Source organism: Kitasatospora sp. NE20-6, from assembly GCF_045862635.1.
Genome location: NZ_BPRL01000006.1, coordinates 195851 through 213359, shown reverse-complemented (window position 1 = coordinate 213359; position 17509 = coordinate 195851). Strand labels below are relative to the sequence as shown.

16 protein-coding genes are annotated in these 17509 nt (G+C 76.1%); 8 read left to right on the top strand and 8 right to left on the bottom strand.

The window, feature by feature from the left end; all coding sequences use genetic code 11:
• Window positions 1-75 precede the first annotated feature (75 nt).
• Together SNE206_RS07905 and SNE206_RS07900 are read right to left on the bottom strand one after the other, a co-directional pair.
• On the bottom strand, window positions 76-789 hold the full coding sequence (locus SNE206_RS07905; protein ID WP_407912642.1) for a response regulator: 714 nt from the start codon (window positions 787-789) through the stop codon (window positions 76-78).
• Window positions 786-2060 (bottom strand): sensor histidine kinase, encoded by a 1275-nt coding sequence (locus SNE206_RS07900; protein ID WP_407912641.1) that lies wholly within the window; start codon window positions 2058-2060, stop codon window positions 786-788. The genes SNE206_RS07905 and SNE206_RS07900 overlap by 4 nt, the downstream gene beginning before the upstream one ends.
• 219 nt (window positions 2061-2279) lie before the next feature.
• Here SNE206_RS07900 and SNE206_RS07895 point away from each other — a divergent pair, with 219 nt between their 5' ends.
• Window positions 2280-2951 (top strand): DUF2306 domain-containing protein, encoded by a 672-nt coding sequence (locus SNE206_RS07895; RefSeq protein ID WP_407912640.1) that lies wholly within the window; start codon window positions 2280-2282, stop codon window positions 2949-2951.
• 94 nt (window positions 2952-3045) lie between these two features.
• Window positions 3046-3666, top strand: a complete 621-nt coding sequence (locus SNE206_RS07890; protein WP_407912639.1) for a TetR family transcriptional regulator C-terminal domain-containing protein — start codon at window positions 3046-3048, stop codon at window positions 3664-3666.
• A gap of 113 nt (window positions 3667-3779) precedes the next feature.
• On the opposite strand, the gene SNE206_RS07885 is transcribed toward SNE206_RS07890, so the two are convergent.
• A complete protein-coding gene (locus SNE206_RS07885) occupies window positions 3780-5501 on the bottom strand; it encodes a hypothetical protein (RefSeq protein WP_407912638.1) in 1722 nt (573 codons plus the stop codon).
• Between the two features lie 327 nt (window positions 5502-5828).
• Between SNE206_RS07885 and SNE206_RS07880 the strand changes: the two genes are divergently transcribed.
• The 3 genes from SNE206_RS07880 (at window position 5829) to SNE206_RS07870 (ending at window position 7839) form a co-directional block, all read left to right on the top strand.
• Window positions 5829-6317, top strand: a complete 489-nt coding sequence (locus SNE206_RS07880; RefSeq protein ID WP_407912637.1) for a hypothetical protein — start codon at window positions 5829-5831, stop codon at window positions 6315-6317.
• Window positions 6318-6454: 137 nt separating this feature from the next.
• A complete protein-coding gene (locus tag SNE206_RS07875) occupies window positions 6455-7144 on the top strand; it encodes a DUF3105 domain-containing protein (RefSeq protein WP_407912636.1) in 690 nt (229 codons plus the stop codon).
• 74 nt (window positions 7145-7218) lie between these two features.
• Window positions 7219-7839 (top strand): DUF305 domain-containing protein, encoded by a 621-nt coding sequence (locus SNE206_RS07870; RefSeq protein WP_407912733.1) that lies wholly within the window; start codon window positions 7219-7221, stop codon window positions 7837-7839.
• A gap of 80 nt (window positions 7840-7919) precedes the next feature.
• On the opposite strand, the gene SNE206_RS07865 is transcribed toward SNE206_RS07870, so the two are convergent.
• The gene (locus SNE206_RS07865; RefSeq protein ID WP_407912635.1) at window positions 7920-9530 is read right to left on the bottom strand and encodes an MFS transporter; all 1611 of its coding nucleotides are present in this window, start codon (window positions 9528-9530) and stop codon (window positions 7920-7922) included.
• Window positions 9531-9596: 66 nt separating this feature from the next.
• Window positions 9597-9845 carry a hypothetical protein gene (locus SNE206_RS07860; RefSeq protein WP_407912634.1) on the bottom strand — a complete coding sequence of 83 codons (249 nt, stop codon included), beginning with the start codon at window positions 9843-9845 and terminating at the stop codon, window positions 9597-9599.
• Between SNE206_RS07860 and SNE206_RS07855 the strand changes: the two genes are divergently transcribed.
• On the top strand, window positions 9844-10404 hold the full coding sequence (locus SNE206_RS07855) for a MarR family winged helix-turn-helix transcriptional regulator (RefSeq protein WP_407912633.1): 561 nt from the start codon (window positions 9844-9846) through the stop codon (window positions 10402-10404). The genes SNE206_RS07860 and SNE206_RS07855 overlap by 2 nt on opposite strands.
• A gap of 106 nt (window positions 10405-10510) precedes the next feature.
• Here the strand turns inward: SNE206_RS07855 and SNE206_RS07850 are convergent, their stop codons facing one another.
• Both SNE206_RS07850 and SNE206_RS07845 read right to left on the bottom strand, forming a co-directional pair.
• Window positions 10511-11017 carry a methylated-DNA--[protein]-cysteine S-methyltransferase gene (locus tag SNE206_RS07850; RefSeq protein WP_407912632.1) on the bottom strand — a complete coding sequence of 169 codons (507 nt, stop codon included), beginning with the start codon at window positions 11015-11017 and terminating at the stop codon, window positions 10511-10513.
• Window positions 11014-12660, bottom strand: a complete 1647-nt coding sequence (locus SNE206_RS07845) for a DNA-3-methyladenine glycosylase 2 family protein (protein ID WP_407912631.1) — start codon at window positions 12658-12660, stop codon at window positions 11014-11016. The genes SNE206_RS07850 and SNE206_RS07845 overlap by 4 nt, the downstream gene beginning before the upstream one ends.
• Before the next feature lie 351 nt (window positions 12661-13011).
• On the opposite strand from SNE206_RS07845, the gene SNE206_RS07840 reads away from it, so the two are divergent.
• Window positions 13012-14025 (top strand): LacI family DNA-binding transcriptional regulator, encoded by a 1014-nt coding sequence (locus tag SNE206_RS07840; RefSeq protein WP_407912732.1) that lies wholly within the window; start codon window positions 13012-13014, stop codon window positions 14023-14025.
• Between the two features lie 109 nt (window positions 14026-14134).
• Complete coding sequence (locus SNE206_RS07835) at window positions 14135-14581, top strand: ASCH domain-containing protein (protein ID WP_407912630.1); 447 nt, start codon at window positions 14135-14137, stop codon at window positions 14579-14581.
• A 30-nt stretch (window positions 14582-14611) separates the two neighbouring features.
• On the opposite strand, the gene SNE206_RS07830 is transcribed toward SNE206_RS07835, so the two are convergent.
• Window positions 14612-17506 (bottom strand): glycosyl hydrolase, encoded by a 2895-nt coding sequence (locus SNE206_RS07830; protein ID WP_407912629.1) that lies wholly within the window; start codon window positions 17504-17506, stop codon window positions 14612-14614.
• Window positions 17507-17509 lie beyond the last annotated feature (3 nt).

Below are 17509 nucleotides of genomic sequence, written 5' to 3'. Positions count from 1 at the left end.
CGCCGTCACCGGCCCCGGTCGCCGGTCTCCGGCCGCCGGTCTCCGGTCGCCGGTTCCCGGTCGCCCGACGGGCGTTCAGAAGCCTTCCGGAGCCGCCATCAGGGTGCTGCGGTAGGCGAGGACGACCGCCTGCGCCCGGTCCCGGGAGCCGGTCTTGGCGAGGATCCGCTTGACGTGCGTCTTGACGGTCGACTCGGCGAGCACGAACTGCTCGGCGATCTCGGCGTTGGACCGGCCCTCCGCCACGGCCCGCAGCACCTCGCGCTCGCGTCCGGTGAGCCGGGCCAGCCGGCGCTCGGCCTCGCCGCCGTCCACGGCGGCGGGCCCGGGAACGGCCGGTCCCGGGGCCGCCCCCGGGATCCCCGCCGCGCCGACCAGGCGGCCGAGCACGTCGCCGGTGACGGCGGGGTCGAGGACGGACTGCCCGGCGGCGAGCGCCCGCACCGCGTCGACGAGCCGCTCGGGCGAGGCCCGCTTCAGCAGGAAGCCGGCGGCGCCCGCCCGCAGCGCGCCCCACACGTGGTCGTCGTGGTGGAAGGTCGTCAGGACGAGCACCCGGGTGGCGAGCCCGGCCGTGACGATCCGCCGGGTCGCCTCCACACCGTCGACGCCGGGCATGCGGACGTCCATCAGCACGACGTCCGGCAGGAGCGTGCGGCAGAGTTCGACCGCCCGGAGGCCGTCGCCGGCCTCCCCGACCACCTCGATGCCCTCGACGGTGCCGAGCACGAGCGCCACGCCCGCGCGCAGCAGCGCGTCGTCGTCGGCGAGCACCACCCGGACGGTCACGGCACCGGGAGGACGACGTGCAGCAGGAAACCGCCCCCTTCACCGCCCCCGTGCTCCAGGGTGCCGCCGAACACGGCGACCCGTTCGGCGATGCCCAGCAGTCCCCGGCCGGGGGTGTATCCCGGCGCGGCACCCCGGCCGTCGTCGCGGACGACGATGTCGAGGGTGCCGGCCGTGCGGCGGAGGGCGACGGCGGCGCTGCCGGCCCGGGCGTGCTTGACGGTGTTGGTGAGCGCCTCCTGGACGATCCGGTAGGCGGACACGTCCAGGGTGCGCGGCAGGTCACCCGCGGCGGCGTCGACGGCCAGGTCGACCGCGACACCGGCCCGGCCCGTCCGCGCGGCGAGCCTGGGCAGGTCCGCCAGGCCGGGCTGCAGGCCCGTCCCGTCCGGCGGCGGCCCGGTGCGGCGCAACAGGCCGAGCACCCGGTCGAGTTCGTCGAGGGCGTCGCGGCCGGTCTCCTCCAGGCCCGCGAGCAGCGCACGGGTCTCCTCCGGGTCACGCGCGAGGACCAGCCGGGCCGCACCGGCCTGCACGACCATCACGTTGAGGGTGTGGCCGACGAGGTCGTGCAGCTCCCGGGCGATGCGGGTGCGCTCCTCCGCGGCGACCCGTCGGCGGATCAGCAGCCGGGCGGTGTCGCGCTCCTCCTGCCGGCGGGCCGTCGCGTAGCCGAGCGCCCAGGCCAGCAGCCAGAGGAAGAGGGATCCGGCGGGGATCCCCGCGTACGCGCCGGAGGCGCCGGCGAAGTACGCGGCCATGCCGAGCAGCACGATCACCGGGCCGCACCTGGCCCGGTGGCGCGTGGCGTACAGCCCCAGCGAGTAGAGCCCGACCAGGTTGGCGTAGGGGGTGACCGGGCTGGCGAGGACGAACAGCGCCTCCGCGGACAGCGCCGCGGACCCGGCCAGGTACGCCGCCAGCGGTGCCCGGCGGCGGACGGCCAGCGAACCGGCCGCCACCGCGCTGAGCAGGACCGCGGCAGGCATGGCACCGCCGATCCGTGGTGCGGCACCGACGCGTTCGACGAGCATCGCCGCCAGGAAGGCGGCGGCGAGCACGGCGTCGGCGGTCGCGGAGCGCGGCCCGGTGGCGGCCCGCAGCGCGACGGCCCGGACGGCTCCCGCGGCGACCGCCGCCCTGGCAGCCACGGCGGCCCGTGCGGTGCCGGTCACGCGGAGGCCCTGGGCGGTGCCGGGAGCTCCGGACGGGCCGGACGGCGTACCGAGGGCAGCGGGGGCGCCGGCCGGTGTCCGGGTGGCGCGGGTCATCACTGCTCCGGTGGGGTCGTGTCCGGCGGGATCGCGCACCGCCGAGCGGTGACGTTCCCGGAGGCTACCGGTGCCCGGCGGCACCGCACATCGCCCCGCGGGCGTAGGGCGCGTACCCCCGTGGGGGTACGCCCCGCCCGGCGTCCTCCCCGCGGGGTGGGCCGGGTGCCTCCGACGGGGGGACGCCGCCGGGGCGGCCCGCTCCGTAGCGTCCGGACCATGCCCACCTCGACCTCCTTCCTCCGCCGCACCGGCTGGGTGACGATCACCCTGCTCGCCACCCTGATCGCGCTGCTCTCCGCGCGGTACCTGACGCTCGACCCGGAGACGTTCCTGCCGGAGCAGCGGGCGACGTACCTGGCCCACCTCGCCCCTCTGACGCTGCACGTCGGCGGTGGCGTGGTCGCGCTGGTCCTCGGCCCGTGGCAGTTCGTGCCACGGCTGCGGATCCGCCACCCGGCCGTGCACCGCTTCGTCGGCCGGGTGTACGTGCTCGGCGCGCTCGCGACGGGGGTGGGCGGTCTGCTGCTCGTGCCGACCGGCCTGGCCGGGCCGGTCGGCCCGCTCGGCTTCGCCGCGCTCGCCGTCCTGCTGCTGGCCGCGACCACGGCAGGGTTCGTGACCATCCGCCGGGGCGCGGTGGTGCGCCACCGGATCTGGATGATCCGGTCGTACGCGCTGATCTTCACCGGGGTCACCTTCCGGCTGTGGCTGTCGGTGCTGTCCGGAGCCGGGCTGCCCTTCGACCAGGTCTACGGCAGCGGGGCGTGGACGTCGTGGCTGGTCAACCTGCTGGTCGCGGAGCGGCTGATCGCACGGATCAGGCCCCCTCGGGACGGCGGGGGCACAGACGTCACCGCCGCCGGGACGGCACCCGCGGCCTCCGGGTGACGCCTCCCGCACCGGGGGCCGGGCGGGCGGCCCCGTATCGTGAGGACGTCGAGCCGGACCGCCCGGGGCCGGACGCGTCCAGGAGGTCGGACTGATGGCGGAGCCACGGGCGCGGCGGGCCGCACGGCCCCGCGAGGAGGTCTTCGCGACCGCCCGGGCGGCGATCGCCGAACACGGCCTCGACAAGCTCACCATGGCCGGCCTCGGCCGCGAACTCCGGATGAGCGCCGGCCACCTCCTCTACTACTTCGGCAGCAAGGACCAGCTGCTGCTGGAGACGCTCCGCTGGAGCGAGGAGCAGCTCGGCGAACGCCGCCGCGCGGCCCTCGCCCGCACGGACCTCACCGTGCGGCAGCGGCTCGCCGCGTACGCGGAGCTCTACCTCCCCGAAGGCCCCGGCGACCCGCGCTGGATCCTGTGGGTGGAGGTGTGGGGGCGTTCACCGGCCAGTGCCGAGATCCGCAAGGGCCAGCTGGAGATCGAGACGCCCTGGCAGGCCGACCTCGTCGCCCTCATCGAGGAGGGCGCCGCCTCGGGCGTGTTCCGGGTGCCCGCCGCGGCGGGGGACGGCCCGGCGGCCGTGGCCGACCGGGCCCGGCAGATCCGCGCGCTGCTGGACGGCTTCGCCGTGCCGCTGGCGATCGGCCTGCCCGGCGCCGACCGGACCGACGCCGCGGCACAGGTCGCCTCCGCCGCGGCGGCACTGCTCGGCTGACCCGCCGCGGGCCGCCGGGCCGGGGCCGGCGCGGTCACACCGTCCGGCACCGGCTGCGTCCTGCGGTCACGCGTCCGGCAGTCGCTCCGTCCGGCACCCGCTGTGTCCTGCGGTCACTCCGTCCAGAGGGCGGCGGCCGTGCGGTCGTCGGCGTAGCCCTTGGCCCGCACCTGGACCTGCCGCAGGAAGTCCACCGTGCCCGGCGGGTGCGGGTGTGCCCAGTGACCGGACAGGAACCGCGCCACGGCCGGCTCGTCCGCGATAGGACCCGCCAGGCCGGGCGTGCAGAGCAGCAGGATGTCGCCCTGCGTCGCGGGGACCAGCCGGAAGCGGAACGGCTTCGGGGCCGCCACCGGCGACGCCGCCTCCGGCTGCGGCTCACCGTCCGGCTGGTGCAGCAGACGCGCCGCGTACGCGTCGATCCAGTGGCCGGACCGCAGCAGGTACAGGCCGCCGGGACCGGTGCCGAACGCCGCCCGGTGGCTCGCCCCCGGGTCCAGCGACACCAGCAGGCAGTGCAGCATCCCGGACTCCCCCTCGGCCGTGGCCGCCGCCTGCGGGCGCAGCGGCGCCGCCGCACCCGCGGTCAGCCGCTGCAGGCCGTAGCGCAGCCGGTCGCGGGCCCCGGCGCGGAGGTCGGCGGTCAGTTCGACACGGTTGCGGCCGATCGTCGCCGCCAGCATGCGGGCCGCGTGCGCCGCCGCGGCGGCGCCCTCGACCGCGTCCCCGCCGCGCGCCGGCGAGGCGACCACCGCGAGCAGCAGTCCCTCCTCGCCCTCGCCGAACCGGGTCACCAGCAGGGCGTCCCGGCGCGGCTCGCCCCGGAAACGCGCCGAATCACCCCGGACGGACGCCGCCCGCAGTATCGCCGCCCCGTACTGCGCGCCGTCCAGCACGGTGTCCGACGCGACGGCGCCCAGGTCGTCCGGCTCCGCGGCGGGCACCGTGGTCGGCTCCGGCCCGTACGTCGGCGGCCGCTCGCCCACGTGCGGCACGGGCGGCTCCAGCGGCCCCCGACGGGTGGCCGGACGCGGCCGGCCGAACGGCGAGGCGGGTACGGGCGGGACAACCGGGGCGCTGACGGGAGCGGGGGTCGGGTCGGGGGCCGGGGGCGCCTGGGGCGGGGCCGCGGGTTCGGGCTTGCTCAGCACCACGGCCGGTGCCGGTGCCGGTGTCGGTGCCGGCATGGGTACCTGCTCCGGGGCGGGAGCGGGCGGAGGAGCGGTGTCGGGTGCCGTGGCCCGGGTCTGCGGGGTGAGCGTGCGCAGCTTCAGCGTGGGTTCCGGCTCCGGCTGCGGCTCCGGTACGGCCTCGGCCCCGGTGGCCGGGTGGGGCGCGCCGAGCGTACGGAGCACGAGGGTCGGCGGCTCGGGAGCGTCCACCGAACCGGCGCCGGAACCGGATGCGGGCGCGGGTGGGGGTACGACGGGCGGCCAGGGCGCGGCGGGCGGCCGGGGCGGTGCCGGGGGCGCGGGCACGGTAGCGGTGCGGGGGGCGATGACGCCCGCGGCGGTGTCGAACCAGTCGTCCACGCTGGCCGGTCCGGGCGCCGTCGCGGCGGGCGCCGGCTCCACGTCCTCCTGCGGCGTCCGCTGCGGCGTCCGCTCCGGCGGGCCCTCGGCGGGCCGGCCCGCGGGGGTGTCCGGTGCGGGCGGAGGGTCCGCGGCGCGCGGGTGGGAGATCAGTCCGGCTGCGGTGTCGAACCACTCGTCGACGCTGCCCTCCCCGCCCGCGGGGCCGGGGGCGTCCGGGAGGGTTCCGGCGGGCCCGGCGTAGACGGAGTGCCACCAGCCGTCCTCCGGCCGATGGTGCGGCGGTACGTCCTGGTTGCTCACGTGGCGGCTCCTCGTGCCGTATCTGCCGTCTGCCGAGCGGACCGATGTGCCGGACTCGACGGTCATTCTCCCCAAGGAGAACGACGGTGTCCGGCATTCGGCGACACCGGGCACCCGCCGGGCGGGGCGCACGGCGCGAGGCGGTGTGTTCAGGCCACCGGGCGTTCAGGCCGGTGCACCGGACGGGAGAGCGCCGCCGGGCCGGGCCGGACGGGGTGCGCGGGCCCGCCGGGCGGACGGGGCCGGAGCGCCGGAAGGCCGTCCGGCCCTGGATCGGAGGACCATCAGGGGGACCATTTCACTCCTTCGGCTGATTAATATGTGCGCATGAGCGTGTCAGCATCCGCCACCGGCGAGCCGGGGCGGCCCGTCCGCACGGGCAGCCGCCCGGTGGTGCTGCTGTGGGCGCTGCTGGTCGCCGGTCTGCTGGCGGTGCTGCCCTGCGCGGGCGCCGCGAAGGCCGTGGGCCTGCCCACCCGGCACGCCGCTCCGGTCACCACCGCCGGCCCGCACGCGACGGATGCCGCCACGGCCCCCGTCACCGGGCACGCGGACGGGTCGTGGGTGCACGGGAGCGGTGAGCCGCCCGTCTGGTGCGCCGCCGACGACGGGCACCCGCTCCCCGGGAAGGGCTGCAGCAGCCACCCGTTCAACGGCCCGCAGGCGCAGCTGCCGAACGCGCCGCCGCAGCCGGTGGCCGTCACCCTCCCGCAGCTCGTGACGGTGCGGGCGCTGCCGCCCGCGCCGCCGGTCGACACGCCGGACGCGTCCGGCCCCGCACCCGACCTCCACGTCCTGCAGGTCCACAGGTCCTGAGCGGAACCCACCGCCGGACATGCCCGGGCCGGACCGCACCAGGTCCGCGCCTCCGGTCGTGCCCGCGGCTCCGCCGCCCCCACCATCTCTCGCCCCACCGCCGTGCCCGAAAGGCACCGCGGGGACAAGGACATCACATGGGTTCCGCCTCGAAGCAGTCCAAGCAGACCTCCGGCAACCCCGGCAGCCGGCCGAGCCAGGCCGACCGGCAGTCCGACCGCAAGGCCCGGATCGCCGAACTCCGGGCGGCCGAGCAGCGCCGTGACCGCCGCAACAAGATCGTCGCTTTCAGCGTCGCGGGCGCGCTGGTCGCCGGCATGATCGGCGCCGGCACCTGGATAGCCCTGGACGCCAAGCACGACCGCGACGCCAAGGCCAAGGCCGCCGCGGCCCCCATCGACGGCGTGCAGACCTTCGACAACCTCTCGCGCAACCACGTCGAGACCAAGGTCGACTACCCGCAGACCCCGCCGGTCGGCGGCGACCACAACCCGGTCTGGCTCGACTGCATGGGCACCGTCTACGACAAGCCCGTCGAGAACGGCAACGCCGTGCACTCGCTGGAGCACGGCGCCGTCTGGGTCACCTACAACGCCAAGGCGTCCGCGGAGGACATCAAGACCCTGTCGGCCAAGGTGAAGGCCACGACCTACACCCTCATGAGCCCCTACCCGGACGAGAAGGGCACCATCACGCTCACCGCCTGGGGCACCCAGCTGACCGTGGACAGCGCCAGCGACCCGCGGGTCGAGAAGTTCTTCACCAAGTACGTGCAGGGCCCGCAGACCCAGGAACCGGGCGCGTCCTGCAGCACGGGTGCGATGTGACGGGCAGCACCGACGACGCCGTGACCGGCCGCCCGGACGAGGAGTCCGGCGGCCCGGGCCGGCGGTCGCGGCGCATGCTCTGGTGGCCCGCGGCGCTCGCGGCCGTGGTGGCGCTCTGCCTCGGCGTGCCCGCGCTCGTCGCGAGCGGCACCTCGGCCAGTGGCTCGTCCACCTCCGCCACGCCGTCGACGGACTCGCCCGAGGCGGGCTTCGCCCGCGACATGGCCACCCACCACCAGCAGGCCATCGACATGTCGTTCATCGTCCGCGACCGCACCCAGGCCGCCGACGTGCGCAACCTCGCCTTCGACATCATCAACACCCAGGCGAACCAGCGCGGCATGATGATGGGCTGGCTCGACCAGTGGGGCCTCACCCAGAGCACCCCCACGGCCCCCATGGCGTGGATGGGCCACACGTACACCGCCCACGACGGCTCGCTGATGCCCGGCATGGCCACCAACACCGACCTCGCCGAGCTGCGCAAGCTCAGCGGCACCCAGGCCGAGGTGCTGTACCTGCAGCTCATGATCGAGCACCACAAGGGCGGGCTGGCGATGGCCCAGGGCTACGTGGACGTGGCCAGGAACGACGTCGAGAAGCGGCTCGCCCTGAGCATGGTCAACGGGCAGCAGTCGGAGATCGACCTGATGACCTCGATGCTGGCGAAGCGCGGCGCCGCACCGAAGAGCTGAGACACCCGCGGGCGGAGGGCGGTCAGGACCCACGGGTCCGGACCGCCCTCCGGCCTTTCCGGCCGCCCCGGGGCACGGCCTCAACCGCGGCCCGGGACGGCACAGAGCCGCACCGCCGCCACGGCCACGCCGGTGAGCAGCAGCAGGACCGCCCGCCCGCCGGCGCCCGCCCCGGCCACGTGCACGCCGAGCACCGGAAGGGCCGTACCCAGCGCCGTGCCGAGACTGCGCACCATGTTGACCATGCCGCCCGCCACCGCCGCGCTCTCCGCCGGAACGGCCCTCATCACCACCGCGTTGTTGGCCGGCAGCAGCAGCCCCAGCCCGAAGCCCGCCACGGCCAGCGGCACCGGCGACAGCACCGCCGACACCGGCAGCACTGCCAGCCCGGACAGGCCCGCGGCGGCGACGAGCGCACCGACGCGCCCGCGCCGCCCGTCCGGCCACCCCCGGGGCAGCAGCGCGCCGCCCAGCGTCGCGGCAACCGCGAACGCCGCCGGGAGCGCGGTGATCACCAGGCCCGCCGTCGCCGCCGGCACACCGGCCGCGGCCAGCATGACGGGGCCCAGCACCAGCGGGCAGAAGAGCAGGAGATAACCGGCCAGGGCCACCAGCAGGCCCGCCCGGATGTGCGGCGTGTTGACCAGACCGGGTGGGACGACCGGACGGTCGGCCCGCTGCTCCTGCCGTACCAGCGCCAGGCACAGCACCGCCGAGACGGCGAGCAGCGCCACGACCGCCCATCCCGGCAGCGGCAGACCGGAGGCCGTGGAGAGCGCGAGGAGCAGCGCGGAGGAGGCCCCGGCCAGCAGCACCAGGCCCGCGAGGTCGAAACGGGACTCCCCCGGCGCCGCCCGGGGCGCAGGCCGCACCCGGAGCCCGGGGGCGGGCAGCGGCGGCCCGGGGGTGCACGGGGGGCCGAGGGTCCGCGGGGGGTCGGGTACGGGTGGGGGCTCGGGTACGGGCAGGGGCTCGGGGGTCCGTGGGCGGGCGCGGCCGCTCCGGGCGGCGTCCGGGTGGCTGCGGGGCAGGAGCAGCAGGCCGGCCGCCAGGCCGACGACGGCGATCGGGACGTTGACCCAGAACGCCCACCGCCAGGACGCCCGGGCGACCAGAAGCCCGCCGACGGTCGGGCCGAGGGCCAGTCCGAGGGCCTGCGCGGCCGCCTGGACGCCGAGCGCCGCGCGCATGGCCGTCGCCGGGACTCCTCTGGCGACCAGGGCGACGCTGTTGGCCTGCATCATCGCGCCGCCCACCGCCTGGACCGCCCGGCAGGCCACCAGCACCCAGAGGCCGGTGGCGAAGCCCGCGCCGAGCGAGGCGAGCCCGAACACGGCGAAGCCGCCCAGGTACACGGTCTTGCGTCCGACGGAGTCGGACAGCCGCCCGACCGGCGCCAGCAGCGCGACGAGGACCAGCAGGTACGCGAGCGCGACCCATTCCACGGCGGCGAACCCGGCGTGGAAGCCGTCCTGCAGCGCGGGGAAGACGAGCACGGTGATGCTCGCGGTGAGCTGTCCGAGGAAGGCGCCGAGGCAGACGGTGGCGACCGTGAGCCAGTGGGCGTGCCGCCAGGTCGCGATGCAACGGGGCCGGGGGCGCTCCGCCGCCAGCAGCACACCGTCGAGCAGATGGGTACGGCGGTGCGGGCCGGGTTGGCGCGGGACGGGCGGATGCGACGGCGGCGGCATGAGAGGATGGTAGCTCTGTCACCGATATGTTCGGTGACAGACCCTGTCCTCGCACGAGACGACCCGCTACCGAGACGACCGGCCGCCGAAACACCCCACTGCCGAGGCGAACAGCTCGCCCACCGAGCCGTGCACGTCGGCGGAGGAGCCGCCTGCCTCGGCGGCCGACACGAACTGCTCCGCCACCGAACCCCGCGCCTCGACGCGGACGACCGCTCCCGCCGACACCCGTCGGGGCGTCCTCCGCCGGGCGGATCCGGCGGAGATCCACAGGCCGGCGGACGTCCAGGTGGGAGCCGATACGCTGTCCGCCATGTCGGAGCCGTACCACCCCGCGCCGTCCGCACCGTCCGTGCCGCGCACACCGCCCCTGCCGTCGTCCGTGTCCGGGTTCTCCGCGATCGAGGAGGGCCTGGCCATCGAGCGGGCGCAGCTGCTCACCGACGTGATCACCAGGCTGCGCCGGGCCCTGCGGAGCAGCATCCGCACCGACTACCCCTGGGAGTCGCTGCCGATGGCGCAGGTCGAACTGCTGCAGACGCTCGCCGTGGCCCCCATGCGGGTCGGTGAGCTGGCGGCGCGCCAGCGGCTGGCCCCGAACACCGTCAGCGGGCTGGTCGGCAAGCTGCTGGAGGCCGGTTTCGTCGACCGCCAGGCCGACCCGGGTGACCGTCGTACGGCTCGGATCGCCCTGACACCGGCCGGCAAGCGGCAGCTCCTCGACTGGCGCCGGGCCCACGAGCGGCGGCTGGCCGACGCGCTGGAGAGCCTGACGATCGCCGACCGCGACGCCGTCATGGGTGCGCTGCCCGGGCTGGAGCACCTGGCCCGGGCGCTGGCGGGCGACACCCCGGACGGCCGCCCGCCGGTCTGACTCCCGCCCCCCCTGGCGCCGACCGGCCGCCCAGCCCGTGTCCCCCTCGGCCCGTGTCCCTGGCCCCCGGCCCGTGTCCCCACCCGCGTCCCGGTCTCCGCTGCCGTCAGAAGAGCGTGGCGCCCTGCTCCAGGTCCAGCAGCCACCGCTTGCGCTCCACGCCGGCCGCGAAGCCGGTGAGTGCCCCGCTCGCGCCGATCACCCGGTGGCAGGGCCTGATCACGAGGAGCGGGTTGGCGCCGACCGCTCCTCCGACGGCGCGGACCGCGGAGGGCGGCAGGCCGGCGGCGTCGGCGAGCCCGCCATAGGTGACGGTGCTGCCGTAGGGGATGTCGTCGAGCGCGGCCCACACCTTCTGGCGGAAGTCGCTGCCGACCGGGGCGAGCGGCAGGTCGAACTCCGTGAGGTCGCCGGTGAAGTAGGCGGTGAGCTGCGCCACGGCCGGCGCCAGCGCCTCCGGGTCGGGGATCCAGTCGGCGGTGGGGGCCGCGGGGGCTCCGCGCTGGCCGGGTGCGGTGACGGCCGTCAGCGCGGCCGGGCCGGGGCCGTCCGCCTCTCCGGTGATCAGGAGCTGCCCGAGCGGGCTGGGCATGGTGGTGAACACCGTGGTCATACCGTCGCCTCCGGAGAGTTCCTGCGCGTCGCGCGGGTGCGGGCGGCGGCGGTCCGGGCCGCGGGTCCGGGCCCGCCGTCGACCGCGGACGATGCCACGGACAACACCGCTGGCGGCACCGCTGGCGGCACCACGGGCGGCCCGGCGGGCAGGGCCGCGGCGAGCCAGAGCCGGTGCACCGCGTACGAGCGCCAGGGCGCCCAGGCGCGGGCCGCCGTGTCGGCCGAGGCGGGGTCGCCGGGCCGGCCGAGCCGTTGGAGGCCGTGGCGGACCCCGGCGTCGCCGGGCAGGAAGACGTCCGGGTCGGCCAGGGCCCGCATGCGGAGGTAGCCGACCGTCCAGGGTCCGATGCCGGGCAGGGCGAGCAGGTCGGCGGCGGCCTGCTCGCGGTCGGCGCCCGGGTCGAGCCGGAGCGTGCCGTCGGCGAGGACGGCGCAGAGGCCGCGCAGGGCCCGGCGGCGGGCGTCCGGCATGGCGAGGTCGCCGTCCTCCGCCTCGGCGAGCGCCGCGGGGGTGGGGAAGAGCAGGTGGAGGCCGCCGCCGGGCGCGGGGAGGGCGGCGCCGTAGCGTTCGGCGAGGCGGCCGGCCAGGGTGCGGGCGGCGGCGACGGTGATCTGCTGGCCGAGGACGGCGCGTACGGCGAGTTCGTGCGGGTCGACGTGGCCGGGTGAGCGGACCCCGGGGCGGGCGAGGACGGCGGGGCCGAGGGCGCCGTCGCGGCCGAGCTGCTCGTCGACGGCGTCGGGGTCGGCGTCGAGGTCGAGCAGGGCGCGGAGCCGGTGGACGGCGGTGGTGAGGTCGCGCAGGTCGGTGAGGGCGAGGCGGCAGTCGAGCCAGCCGCGGGTGGGGGCGTCCGCGGTGGCCAGGCCGTCGATCTCGGCGACGGCGTGGCCGTACGGCAGCGCGAGGGTGCGGCGGTAGGTGCGGACCCCGGGACGGTCGCCGGGCACGACCTCCTCGACGCCGGGCACGGCGCGCAGCGCGAGGAAGTCCAGCAGGTGCGCGCTGTCGAGGGCGCCGCGGTAGGCGAGCCGCAGGGCGATCGTGCCGGGGGTGGCGGGCGGGACGGCCGTCCTGCGGCCGGGGGCGCCCTCGGCGCGCAGCCCGCTGGGGGTGCGGTCGTACACCTCGCGGACGGTGTCGTTGAACTGCCGGACGGAGGCGAAACCGGCCGCGAAGGCGATCTCGGTGACGGGCAGGGGGGTGGTCTGGAGCAGCAGCCGGGCGGTCTGGGCGCGCTGGGCGCGGGCCAGGGCGAGCGGACCGGCGCCGAGTTCGGCGGTGAGCTGGCGCTGGAGCTGGCGGGCGCTGTAGCCGAGGCGGTCGGCGAGGCCGGCGACGCCCTCGCGGTCGACGACGCCGTCGCCGATGAGGCGTACGGCGCGGCCGACGACGTCGGCGCGGTGGTTCCATTCGGGCGAGCCGGGTACGGAGTCGGGGCGGCAGCGGCGGCAGGCGCGGTAGCCTGCGCCCTGTGCGGCGGCGGCGCTCGGGTAGAAGGTGCAGTTGGACTGCTTCGGGGTCACCGCGGGACAGCTGGGCCGGCAGTAGATGCCGGTGGTTCGGACCGCTGTGAAGAACACCCCGTCGAAGCGGGCGTCGCGGCTGTCCACCGCCCGGTATCTGGTCTCGTCGTCGATCACGTCCTCCAGTGTGCGCCATCACCACCGGCCCGACTGGCGGGATTCGGACATTGCCGTGGACGGCCGGAGCGGGTACGCCGGTACCGTGCGGCGTGCCCGCCGGGGTGCTCCCGGCAGGGGGCGGCCGTCCGGGTGCACGGAACGCTCCTTCCGGGCACCCGGCCTTCTGGGAGCGCTCTCATCCGCCTCCCGCACCCGTTAGGCTCTGAGACGAACAGTTCCGCGAGAGGAGCCCAGGTGTCGCAGCACCAGTCCACCGGCGCCGCGTCCTCCGCCGCAGCCCCCGCGGCCGAGACGTCGCCCGGAGCCACGGCCCGTGCCGAGTCCGGCGGCAACCCGCCCAGACCCACCCTGGAGTCGGTCGCCGAGCTGGCCGGGGTCTCCCGCGCCACGGCGTCACGCGTGGTGAACGGCGGCGCCGGCGTCCGGGCCTCGCTGCGCGAGAAGGTGGAGCGGGCCGTCGAGGAGCTCGGCTACGTGCCGAACCTCGCCGCCCGCACCCTGGTCACCCGGCGCAACCGGGCGGTCGCCGTGGTCGTCGCCGAACCGGAGAGCAGGCTGTTCTCCGACCCGTTCTTCGCCCAGCACCTGCGCGGCATCAGCCGCGAGCTGTCCTCGGCGGACAACCAGATGGTGCTCCTGCTCATCGAGGACCAGGCCGACTACGAGCGGGTCGGCAGCTACCTCGCCGGCGGGCACGTCGACGGCGCCCTGCTCTTCTCGCTGCACCACAGCGACCCGCTGCCGGGGATGGCCCGCCGGGTCGGCCTGCCGTTCGTGATAGGCGGACGCCCCGGCTGGCCGGGCGCCGAGACCGACCGCGACCTCGTCTACGTCGACAGCGACAACCGCGGCGGGGCCCGGCTGGCCGTCCAGCACCTCCGGTCGATCGGCCGCACCCGGATCGCCACCGTCACCGGCCCGCTCGACCAGACCTCGTCGCTCGACCGGCTGGACGGCTACCGCGACCTGCTGCCCGACGGCGACGCCGACCTGATCGCCGAGGGCGACTTCACCGCCGACGGCGGAGGCCGGGCGATGGCCGAACTCCTCGCCCGCAGGCCCGACCTGGACGCCGTCTTCGCCGCCTCCGACGCCATGGCCTCGGGCGCCCTCCGGGTGCTCCGCGACGCCGGCCGCCGGGTGCCCGAGGACGTCGCCGTGGTCGGCTTCGACGACGTCGAACAGATCGCCGCGTGGACGGAGCCACCGCTCACCACCGTCCGGCAGGACATCGAGGAGATGGGGCGCCTGATGGCCCGTCTCCTGCTGCGCCGGCTCTCCGGCAGCACCGAGGCGCCGGTCCGGCCCGGCCCGACCTCCGTCATCACCCCGACCCGCCTGGTGGTCCGCGGCTCGGCCTGACCGGAAGCAGGCCCGGGCCGGACCGGAAACCGGCCCGGGCCCGGCGCCGGATTCCGCTGCCGTACGCCCGCCGTGCGCCCGCCGCGGATCCTGCGGCTAGGTCGGCCGGATGGACGACGCCGCGTACGACCACCTGCCGAGAGCCGAGTTCGCCTTCCCCGGGCCGCTGCGCGACCAGCTGGTCGGCGCGGTCCTGGACGGTTCGAAGACCAGCACCACGGGGCTGGTGGCCGGGTACGCCCTGCTCGGCGAGGAGGTGCCGCCGGTCGGGCGGCGGGAGGCGGTGGTCGACTCGGACGGCCGGGTGGTGGCGGTGATCGAGCTGACGGAGGTGCGGCTCGTGCCGCTCGGCGGGGTCGACCTCGCCCACGCCCGCGACGAGGGCGAGGGGTACGGGACGGTGGCCGCCTGGCGGGCCGGGCACGAGCGCTTCTGGCACGGCGCGGAGGTGCGCGAGGAGCTGGGCGACCCGGATTTCACCGTGGACGACACCACCCCGCTGGGGCGGCGGCGTTCCCGGGTGGTGGAACGGGTCGGGCGGGCCGGCCCGCCGTGACGGCCGGCCCCCTCCCCACGCCTGGGAAGATCAGTCGAACGGGATGCGCAGCACCGAGGCACTGCCCTGGGCCTGGGTGGCACCGACCCGCAGCTGGGCGGAGGCGTTGCCGATGGCGGACCAGACCTCGATGCGGACGGTGCCGCCCCTGAGGTTGCCGAGCGTGCCGGTGGCCGAGTTCAGGACACCGGTGGAGCCGGCGTAGCGCTCCCAGCCGGCGACCGGGTCGGTGGCGAAGTACCGGTAGGTCTCGACGCGGTCGAAGGTGCCGTCGCCGGTCAGGTCGTAGGAGACCCGGGCCTGCTGGCCGAGGCCGACCGCGGCGCCCGCGTCGACGTAGAGGTCGAACGCGGTGGTGCCGCCCGCCCGGAGGGTGCCGGTGAGGTTGCGGATCTCGTACGTCTTGGCCTGGTACGGCGTGCCGTCGTGGTTGGTGCCGCCCGCGGAGGGCAGCGTGTCGGTCGCGGCGGCGGTGCCGTACGCGGTGGCGAGGGCGCCGCCGGACTGCAGGTAGAGGGTGTTGCCGGTGGTCGTCGGGGTGCTGGTGGTGGGCGACGGGGACGGCGTCGGCGAGGGCGACGTGGACCCGGTGGGCGAGGGGGACGGCGTCGGCGACGGGTTGGTGCCGCCGGTGCCGCCGTCCTGGCGGGTGCCGCGCTCGCTCGCGGTGGAGCGGGCGGGCACGGTCAGGGTGTAGCCGTCCGAGAAGTGCACGGTGCGGGCGGCGGTGGTGTAGTTGTGCGCCACGTGGGTGCGGGTGCCGCCGTTGGTGAAGACGGCCGCGGTCGGGGTGTCGGCGGTGGTCGTCGGCACGAGGGTGCCGAGGGTCGCGAGGTCGTAGATCCAGTGGTAGGTGTGGGCCTTCGACTCGCCCTCCTCCGGGGTGTAGCCGGCGTTCCCGGCGTCCCAGTCGGCCTTGGCCGCGGCCGGGTCGTAGAGCGCCTCGGTCTCCCAGAGGATGTCGCGCCAGTCGGTGAAGGCGCCGCCGTTGCCGGCCCTGAGCTCGGCGAGGTTGGCCCGCAGGTCGTCCTGGCGGCGGCCGAGGTAGAGCGAACCACCGTTGACGGGAAGGAAGTTGATGCCGTGGATCATTCCGGGCGCGGCCGTCCACCAGGTGGAGTAGGCGGCGCCGCTGCCCCAGACCATGCCGACGGTGGAGTGTCCGAAGGAGGCGGGGAAGACGGCGTGGTCGGCGTCGAACCAGTACTGCTGCACCGCGTTGGCCTCGGTGGTGTAGAGGTAGATGCCGAGGTCGCGCAGCACGGTGTCGCCGGTGGCGGCGCCGTAGAGGATGAGGCCGGAGCTGAAGTTGAGGCCCTCGGAGGAGGACTCCTGGTTGTTGCCCGCGGCGAAGCCGGCGTGGCCGGAGGCCCAGCCGTGGCCGGCGTACGGGTCGAAGTTGCGCAGCACCGGGAAGCGGCTGTCGGTGCGGTCGGCGTTGGCGCCGTCCTTGGCGAGCAGCTTGACCATGCCGCCCCAGGCGGAGTCGGCGGCCCAGGCGGCGTCGTAGCGGGCCACGGTGGCGGCGGCCTGGATGTAGTAGCCGTAGTGGAAGTGGTGGTCGTTGAGCTCGGCGTCGGTGCCGTACGAGGCGGGGTAGCCGATCAGGGTCTTCCACACGGAGTCGTACGCGAAGACGGTGGAGCCGGTGCCGGCGAACCAGGTCTGCAGCTTGCCCTTGATGAGGCCGAGCAGCTTGTCGCGGGTGGCGGTGTCGCCCAGCTGGTCGGCGACGGGCACGAGCTGGGCGAGCCGGCCGAGGGCCTTGCCGGTCCAGTACGTGTCGGAGGCGCCCTGCCAGGGGTCGGTGGCGTTGGCCTCGGCGCGCACGAGGTTGCCGAGGGCGGTGCGGTCGTAGGAGCCGACGTCGGGCAGTGAGGGCAGCACGCCGGCGACGGTCTGCGTGGTGGTGAACCCGGTGCCCTGGCGGACCTTCATCTCGCCGCGCGGGGAGGTGTAGGTGAGGGCGGTGAGCGGGTCCGCGGTGGCCTGCCACTGGTGGCGGTAGAGGGCCAGCAGGGTGCCCGTCTGGGTGCCTTCCTGCGGGCTGGTGGTGGCGGTGTACGTGGTCGACAGGGTGCCGGCGGCCTCCTGGTAGCTCCAGGAGACCTTGGTGTCGGTGACGAAGCTGTACGCGTAGGTGCGGTACTGGGCGAGGTCGGCGGGCGAGGGCAGCAGGGCGACGGAGTAGTAGTCCTTCGCGCCGAGGGCCGCGGTGAGGGTGGTGCCGCTGACCGTCCAGTCGGTGCCGGTGGGGGCGAAGAGGCCGTAGTGGTGGCCGCCGACGGTGATGCCGAGCACGTTGCCCTGGTCGGAGAAGACGGTCGGGGTGCCGGCGGTGGTGACCTGGGCGGCGCCGCCGGTGGCGTGCGCGTAGACGTACGGGAGGCCGTGGCCGATGGTGGCGCTGAAGGTGCGGGAGCTGTCGGCCCAGTAGGGGGTGACCGTCCAGTCGGACCAGCCGTCGACCTTGGTGTCCGGGGAGTTGAGGCCGGCGACGCCGAGGGTGAGGTCCCGGGTGTGGGTGTAGTCGTACTGCCGGCCGTCGGAGGTGACGGTGGGGCTCGTCGGGTAGCCGACGTCGAGGCCGGACGGGCCCGCCTTGAAGGTGAACGGGTGGGCGTACAGGTTCTCGGAGTACGGGTTGCCCGCGTAGCGCTGGTAGATCAGCGAGGACCACCAGTCGTTGGTGGGCGCGGCCTTCCCGGCCATCCTGGCGGTCACCTTGGGGGTGACGGGTGCGCCGTCGGAGTTGGTGGGGCCGACGGTGCCGGCGGGGCGGCTGTCGCTGTAGCCGCCGAGGCCGACGGGCACGGTCGCGGCGGCCGCGGTGCCGACGGTGACCGTGGCGGTCAGGGCGGCGGCCGCCGCCACGGCGAGCGCGGTGACGGCTGCGGCAGGGCCGCGGAGGAGTCTGGGCTTCATCGG